The sequence below is a fragment of the Xenorhabdus sp. TS4 genome (assembly GCF_014467265.1).
Taxonomy (GTDB): domain Bacteria; phylum Pseudomonadota; class Gammaproteobacteria; order Enterobacterales; family Enterobacteriaceae; genus Xenorhabdus; species Xenorhabdus ehlersii.
In genome coordinates this window covers 1-207 of sequence record NZ_NKHQ01000028.1, presented here as the reverse complement: position 1 = coordinate 207, position 207 = coordinate 1, and the positions used below count along the sequence as shown (strand labels likewise).

Sequence of the window (207 nt, the reverse complement as noted above, 5' to 3'; positions counted from 1 at the left end):
CAGATACCCGTTGGCATCCTGATCTGGCGGGAACACTATACGCAGCGGCGTGATGCCTTTGGCAACCAGTGCTGCCGCCAGTTTGACGGCGGCATCATTGCCGGCGGTATCATTATCAAAGGCGATCAGCACCTGCTTAATGCCGTGCTGTTCGAACGCCTGCCAGTGATCCGCGGTGACGCCGTTCACCCCGTAAGCGGCTGTCAC

The 207-nt window shown here is 59.4% G+C and carries 1 protein-coding gene; it reads right to left on the bottom strand.

The genetic code is table 11. From position 1 onward, the window contains the following. Window positions 1-207: toprim domain-containing protein (locus tag Xets_RS12655; protein WP_187651785.1), on the bottom strand; the 207-nt coding region annotated here is incomplete at both ends.